Source organism: Micromonospora echinofusca (assembly GCF_017614955.1).
Classification (GTDB): Bacteria; Actinomycetota; Actinomycetes; order Mycobacteriales; family Micromonosporaceae; genus Micromonospora; species Micromonospora echinofusca_A.
In genome coordinates, this window is the sequence record NZ_WVUH01000331.1 from 1 (window position 1) to 7,869 (window position 7,869).

The 7,869-nt window shown below is 71.9% G+C and carries 3 protein-coding genes; 1 reads left to right on the top strand and 2 read right to left on the bottom strand.

The features are described from left to right. Positions 1–694 (bottom strand): AMP-binding protein (locus tag GSF22_RS27340; protein ID WP_208816615.1); only part of this gene is annotated, 694 nt, incomplete at its 3' end. Positions 695–972: 278 nt separating this feature from the next. Continuing rightward, on the bottom strand, positions 973–1,875 hold the full coding sequence (locus GSF22_RS27345; RefSeq protein WP_208816616.1) for a sulfite exporter TauE/SafE family protein: 903 nt from the start codon (positions 1,873–1,875) through the stop codon (positions 973–975). A 974-nt stretch (positions 1,876–2,849) separates the two neighbouring features. Between GSF22_RS27345 and GSF22_RS27350 the strand changes: the two genes are divergently transcribed. Continuing rightward, positions 2,850–7,869 (top strand): type I polyketide synthase (locus GSF22_RS27350; protein ID WP_280116985.1); only part of this gene is annotated, 5,020 nt, incomplete at its 3' end.

Sequence of the window (7,869 nt, forward strand, 5' to 3'; positions counted from 1 at the left end):
GGTCCAGGTAGCGCAGCTGCACGGTGTACGTCAGCGAGGGCAGCGCCGCCCGGATCGCCGCCACCTCGGACCGGCGGTCCACCGCCTTGTCGCCGTACCGGTAGCCGTCCACCGCCACCAGTACCGTCGGTTCGATCTGCTGCCAGCGGTCGGTGACACTGCGGGTACCGAACTCCGGCGCGCAGGAGGAGAAGATCGCGCCGAGGCTGGCCGTGGCCAGCAGCAGGACGAAGGTCTCCGGGATGTTCGGTGCGTACGCGGCCACCCGGTCGCCGGGGCCGACCCCGAGCCGGCGCAGGCCGGCCGCCACCCGACGGACCTGTTCACGCAGCTCGGCGGCGGTGAGGGTGACCGGTCCCCGGGTCTGGCTGTGGGCGATCACCACCGGATCGCCGTCAGCCAGCCCGGGCATCCGCAGCACGTGCTCGGCGTAGTTGAGGGTGGCGCCGGGGAACCAGCGGGCGCCCGGCATGGTCCGCCCGGCCAGGGTGCCGGTCGGTGGGGTGTGCGCGATGACCTCGAAGTAGTCCCAGACCGAACGCCAGAAGGCGTCCAGGTCGGTCACCGACCACTGCCACAGGCTGTCGTAGTCGGCGAAGTCCAGCCCCCGCTCCGCCCGTAGCCAGCGCAGGTAGTCACCGATCCGGGACGTTTCGCGTACGTCTGCCGGCGGCGCCCAGAGCACGTCACCCACTGTGATACCCCTCCCCCGGCCGGCACGACGCTGCGCATGGGCCGTGGCGCCATCTTGCCCTACCCGGCAGCGTCATTATCCGCGCCGGTCACCAGCGACGATGCGTGGCTGACCCACATGTGAGGGCTGCCCCGGATGTGGGTCGGCCGTACCCGCGACCCGGGCCGACGGCCCGGGCGCCCGGGCGCGGCGCCGACCCGCCGGCCCTCATGCCGACGCCCGTCGCACTCAGTGGTGACCCGCCTCACCGCCGGCCCTCATGCCGGCGCCCGTCGCACTCAGTGGTGACCCGCCTCACCGGCGGGCAGTGGCTCGACCCGGTCGGCCAGGTGCTGGCGGACCGAGTGGACCACGGCCGCCGCCCAGACCGCGAGGATCAGCGCGTAGCAGCCGTAACGCACCCCGGTGGAGGCGTCGATCCAGTCGCTGGCCAGCAGCGTCCGGGAGTTGGTGAGGACGATGACCCCGCCGACCGCCGAGCCGAGAACCCGGGGCGGCACCTTGCGGACCAGCCAGGCGGCGATCGGCGCGGCCACCATGCCGCCGACGAGCAGGGCACCGACCAGCATGAAGTCGAGGTTCTGGGAGCCGAGGGCGACCAGGAAGCCGAAGCTCGCGGCGATCGCCACCAGGAACTCGCTGGTGTCGATCGAGCCGATCACCTTGCGCGGCTCCATCCGTCCGCTGGCCAGGATCGCCGGGGTGCCGATCGGCCCCCAGCCACCGCCGCCGGTGGCGTCGACGAAACCGGCGACCAGCCCGAGCGGGCCGAGGAACCGCTTGCGCAGCGGCTTGCCGAGGTTTCCCCGGGGCAGCCCGAAGGTGGTGAACCGGGCGAGCAGGTAGATGCCCAGGCTGAGCAGGATCAGCGACATGACCGGGGCCGCGAAGGCGGTGCTCAGGTTGGTGAGGAAGGTCGCCCCGGCGAAGGCCCCGATCGCACCCGGTACCCCGACCTTGACCACGACCCGCCAGTCGACGTTACCGAATCGCCAATGCGCGGCACCGGAGACCAGTGTCGTCCCGATTTCCGCGAGATGAACGCTGGCCGACGCCACTGCCGCGTTGGTGTTGATAGCGAGCAGAAGTGTGGTGGATGTCACTCCGTACGCCATCCCCAGGCTGCCGTCGACTAATTGGGCACCTAGACCAACCAGAGCAAGGAGAAGAATCTTGGACATTGTTCACCGCCAGTCGAGTAGGAGAGGGTAACGACGGTGCCGGTTCCGCGAATCGTTGCCACTTGGTAATTACGTTCGCGTCGGCCATTGGCACAGGTCAGATGCGATTAGCCGAACGCCGATCCGGCCCGGGGGGACGCTGAATCCCCGAACTTCCGCTTGCCATCGGGGAGCGGTCGACCCGGCCGGACCGGCCGAGGCGGGGATCAGCGCAGCACTGCCAAAAGAGTGATCATTCTGCACGTCGACGCCCGGCGGGCGGGTCTTCTCGACGCACCTTGTTACCAGGTCAGAGCCGATCCGACCCGGAGGTTCGGAGATCTGGAACCGCACAGTCAGACACACCGACCGCCACGAAACCCTCCCTGCATTTCCTAGATAATTGATAGGACTAACGCTTTTACATCGATGAAGGTCATCGATGTACGGCATCGTTCGCGCAGGGCACGCCGCCGGGCAAGAGGCAGTCCACATGGTGGGATGAACATTCACCGAACCCGCCCTGACGGAGCGTCACCCAGCACTGGGAGCGCCTCCACGTTGTTAACAATGTGACTTGTTACAAGCGTGTCCGAGGGCGCTCTAATGCCGTCGAAACCACAGGAACGGACACGCCTCGGATGATCGACATGGGCTTCACCACTGCAAACTTCACGTCGCCGATCAACTTGATGAGATTTAACGGAGTCGTAACTCAGCAAAGCTAACTTAATACGCGCTGCTCAATTGATCGCGGCAAATTGCATTCGGCCATCAGCCGACCTGGACCCCGATCAAGCCCGTCGCAACGCGAGACCACCGCGATACGAAGTGGGAGCCCGATGAGACCTGCACCGAACACGCGCGACCTAGTCCTGGCCATCAGTCCCTGCGGCCTCCTGGAGCCCGGTCCCCGCATCGCGGCCGCCGCTCGGCGAGGCGGCGGACTGGGCGTCCTGGATCTGGCCGCAGGAGACGACTGGGCCCTCAGTGCCTTGACCCAGGCCACCTCCTGGACCCGGGAGCCGGTCGGGGTACGTGTCCCCGCCGGCTGCCGGGCCACCCCCGACCAGGTCGACCAGGCGGCCAGCGGCCGGGCCGACCTGGTGGTCCTGCCGGCCGACTCCCCCTGGGACCTCGCCGGGGCGGTCTCCCGGTACCGGGTTCTGGCCGAGGTGACCAGCCTGGCCGAGGCCCGGACGGCCGCCGCCGCCGGCGCGCACGGCCTGATCGCCCGGGGCATGGAAGCCGGTGGCCGGGTCAGCGACCTCAGCTCCTTCGTCCTGCTCCAGCAGATCGTCGCGGACGACCACCTCGACCTGCCCGTCTGGGTGGCCGGCGGGATCGGCCCGCACACCGCGGGGGCCTGCCTGATCGGTGGTGCCGCCGGCGTGGTGCTGGACAACCAGCTCGCCCTGATGCCCGAATCCGAGCTGCCCGACGACGTGCTCGCCCTGTTCCGGCACCTCGACGGCAGCGAGACGGTCCTGGTCGACGGGGAGCGGGGCACCCGGCGCGGTGGCCGGCACGACAGCGCCTCGGCACTCCTGCCGATCGGGCAGGACGGCTGGCTCGCGGCGGTGTTCGCCGACCGCTGGACCGACACGGCAGCGGCGGTACGCGGCATCCGGGACGCGATGCTGGCCGCCGCCTCGGACCGGGACGCCGGACTCGCACTGGCCCCCGGCGGTCCGCTCGCCACCAGCCTCGGCATCCAGATGCCGGTGGCCCAGGGACCGATGACCCGGGTCAGCGACGTGGCCGGGTTCGCCTCCGCCGTCGCCGCCGACGGTGGCCTGCCGTTCATCGCCCTCGCCCTGGCCAGCGCGGAACAGTCCCGCCGGATGTTGGAGGAGACCGCCGCCCAGCTCGGCGACCGGCCGTGGGGCGTCGGCGTCCTCGGCTTCGCTCCCGAGGAACTGCGCGCGGCACAGCTCGACGTGATCCGGGCCATCCGTCCCCGGTACGCGATCATCGCCGGTGGCCGGCCGCCGCAGGCGAAAGCCCTGGAGGAACAGGGCATCAGCACGTTCCTGCACGTCCCGTCGCCCGGCCTGCTGCGGCAGTTCCTCCGGGCCGGCGCCCGCAAGTTCATCTTCGAGGGCGCGGAGTGCGGTGGGCACGTCGGTCCCCGGGCCAGCTTCCCGCTCTGGGAGGCTCAACTGCTGGTCCTCGACGAGTTCCTCACCGGCCAGCCGGACCAGGCCGCCCGGATCCAGGTCTTCTTCGCCGGTGGGGTGCACGACGCCCGGTCCGCCGCCATGGTCGCGGCGACCGCCGGGTCGCTGACCCGCCGGGGCGTCCAGATCGGCGTGCTGATGGGCACCGCCTACCTCTTCACCGCCGAGGCCGTCACGCACGGCGCGGTGCAGCCGCTGTTCCAGCAGGCGGCGGTCGAGGCCACCAGTACCGCCCTGTTGGAGACCGCGCCCGGCCACGCCACCCGTTGCCTGCACACCCCGTTCGTCGACGACTTCCACCGGCTCCGGGTCGAGCTGGAGACCGCCGGGGTGGAGAGCCGCGAGGTCTGGGAGCAGTTGGAACTGCTCAACGTCGGCCGGCTCCGGCTGGCCAGCAAGGGCCTGCGACGCGACGGGGACAACCTCGTCCGGGTGGACGAGGCGACCCAGGCCGCCGAGGGGCTCTTCATGGCCGGCCAGGTGGCCGCCCTCCGCGACCGCACCACCACGGTGGCCGAGCTGCACGCGCAGGTCAGCACCGGTGCCCAGGAGCTGCACGCGGCGCGTACCGCCGGGTTGGCCGCCGGGCTGACCGAGCGGGTCGAGCCGGTCGAGGAGCCGCCCGCGCCGCTGGACGTCGCGATCGTCGGGATGGCCTGCATGCTGCCGGGCTCCCCGGATCTGGCCAGCTTCTGGCAGACCGTGCTCAGCGGTACCGATGCGGTCGGTGAGGTGCCGCCCCAGCGCTGGAACGTCGACCACTACTACGCCCCGGAGGTGGGGCCGGGTCAGACCGGCCGGATCAGTGTCTCCAAGTGGGGTGGGTTCATCGACCCGGTCCCGTTCGACGCGATCCGCTACGGCATCCCACCGGCCGCGTTGAGCAGCATCGACCCCACCCAGCTGCTGGCCCTGGAGGTCTCCCACCGGGCCCTGGTGGACGCCGGGTACGCGTACGACGCCCCCGGGGTGGACCACTCCCGGACCGGTGTCGTCTTCGGTGCCGAGGCGGGCAGCGACATGGGTCACGCGCAGACCCTGCGCACCATGCTCCCCGCCTACCTCGGTGAGGTACCCGAGGAGCTGGAGGACCAGCTCCCCACCGTCAACGAGGACAGCTTCCCCGGGGTCCTGGCGAACGTCATCGCCGGCCGGGTGGCCAACCGGCTAGACCTGGGCGGACCGAACTTCACCGTGGACGCCGCCTGCGCCTCGTCCCTCGCCGCGATGGACGCGGCCTGCAAGGAGCTGGTCTCCGGGGACAGCGACCTGATGATCTGCGGTGGCGCCGACCTGCACAACGGCATCAACGACTACCTGATGTTCACCTCCGCGCACGCGCTCTCCCCCACCGGCCGGTGCCGCACCTTCGACAGCACCGGCGACGGCATCGCCCTGGGCGAGGGGGTGGCGTGTGTCGTCCTGAAGCGGCTCGCCGACGCCGAACGCGACGGTGACCGGATCTACGCGGTGGTCAAGGGGCTCGGCGGGGCCAGCGACGGGCGGGCCCTCGGGCTCACCGCGCCCCGGCCGGACGGCCAGCGCCGGGCGCTCGACCGGGCCTACCGGCGTACCGGCATCTCCCCCCGCCAGGTGGGACTGGTCGAGGCGCACGGTACCGGCACCGTGGTGGGCGACCGGACCGAACTGGAGACCCTGACGAAACTCTTCGTCGAGTCCGGAGCCGAGCCCGGGAGCTGCGCGCTCGGCTCGGTCAAGTCGCAGATCGGGCACACCAAGTGCGCCGCCGGTCTGGCCGGTGTGATCAAGACGGCCCTCGCGTTGTACACCGGGGTCAAGCCGCCCACGATCCACCTGCAGAATCCCAACCCGGCCTGGAGCCCGGAGCGCAGCCCGTTCGCCTTCTACACCGAGGCCAGGCCGTGGACCGCCCCGCCCCAGGAGCGGATCGCCGGGGTGAGCGCGTTCGGCTTCGGCGGCACCAACTTCCACGTGGTGCTCAGCGCCTACGCCGACGTGCCCGAGCCCCGGCACAGCCGGCAGACCTGGCCGGCGGAGCTGTTCTGCTTCCGGGGCATCGACACCGAGGCCGCCCACCAGGCGGTCCGCAAGCTCGCCGACGAACTGCGGCAGGGCCGGACCGGGTCGCTCGCCGAGCTGGCCGCCACCGTCGCCGCGCAGTCCGCCGGCCGGTCCGGGCCGGTCCGGGTGGCGGTCGTCGCCCGTGACCTCGACGAGTTGGCCACCCTGCTGGGCCGGGCCCTGGCCGGGGAACACGACCCCGGCCGGGGGTTGGTCCAGCCGGCCGAGCCGGCCCAGGTACCGGCCGGTCAGCTCGCCTTCCTCTTCCCCGGTCAGGGCAGCCAGCGGCCCGGCGCGCTCGCCGAACTGTTCGTGGCCTTCCCCGAGCTGCGGCGGTACCTGACCCTGGACCGGGACGTGGCGGAGCTGATGTTCCCGCCGACCGCCTTCGACCAGGAGCACCGCCGGGCACAGGAGGAGCAGGTCCGGGACACCCGGGTCGCCCAGCCTGCCCTGGGCATCGGTGGCCTGGCCGTCGACCACCTGCTGCGCCGGGTCGGCGTACGACCCGACACCACCGCCGGGCACAGCTACGGCGAGCTGGTCGGTCTCTGCGTCGCCGGGGCCTTCGACCCGGCCACGCTACTGGACCTCAGCCGGCGGCGGGCCGCCTCGATCCTCGACGCCTGCGGCGACGACCCCGGCACCATGGCCGCGGTCACCGGCACCGCCGACCAGGTGGGACGGGTACTCGCCGAGGCCGGACTGTCCAGCGAGGTGGTCCTGGCCAACCAGAACGCCCCCACCCAGGTGGTGATCTCCGGTCCGACCGCCGCCGTCCAGGCAGCCGTGGCGGCGCTCAAGGCGGCCGGGCTCTCCGCCCGGGGTCTCTCGGTGGCCTGCGCCTTCCACAGTCCGGTCGTCTCCGGTGGCGTCGACCGGTTCGCCGCGGTACTGGCGTCCCGGCCGATCCGCCAGCCGGAGCTGCCGGTCTGGTCGAACCTGACGGCCGGCACCTACACCGGGGGCGCCGACCAGGTCCGCCGCCAGCTCGCCGAGCAGATCGGCGCCCCGGTGCGGTTCGTCGAACAGATCGAGGCGATGTACGCCAGCGGGGTCCGGATCTTCCTGGAGACCGGCCCCGGACAGGTGCTCACCAAGCTGGTCCGGTCGGTGCTCGGCGACCGGCCGCACCTGGCGGTGGCCACCGAACGGAGCACCACCGAGGGGCTGCGCAGCTTCCTGCTCGCCCTCGCCGAACTGGCCTGTGCCGGCGTGCCCGTACAGACCGGCTGGTTGTTCCACGACCGGGTCTCCCCCGGTAGCCCCACCACCGGGTCGGACCGGCGTCCGATCTGGACGGTCGACGGTCAACTCGTCCGCGACCAGGACGGTAACTGCCTGCCCGGAGGCATGACCCCTCCGCGACGGATCAAGGAGTTGTCGATGACAGCATCGAACGGGGCCGCCCCCAACGGCGGCCACGACAGCCGGGGCGAGCTGCTCGGCGAGTTCCTCCGCACCACCCGGGAGATGATCGCCTCCCAGCGGGACGTCATGCTCGCCTACTTCGCCGAAGGGCCGGCCGGCCGACTGGTCTGGCAGCCCGCCGAGGCGTACCCGCCGTTCGCCCTGCCGGCCGGATCCGCGCCGCAGGCCGCGTTGGCCGCGCCGACGGTACTGCCGCCGGCCCCGGTGAGCCCCGCCCCGGCCGGACCGGCACCCGTGGCGCCGGCACCGACGAACGGTGGGCCGGTGGTCCCGACCAACGGCGGCGTACCGGCGGCAGCGGCCCCGGCCAACGGCGGCGCGGCGGTACTGACCGCCCCGGTCGCCCCGGCCGCCCCGGTCG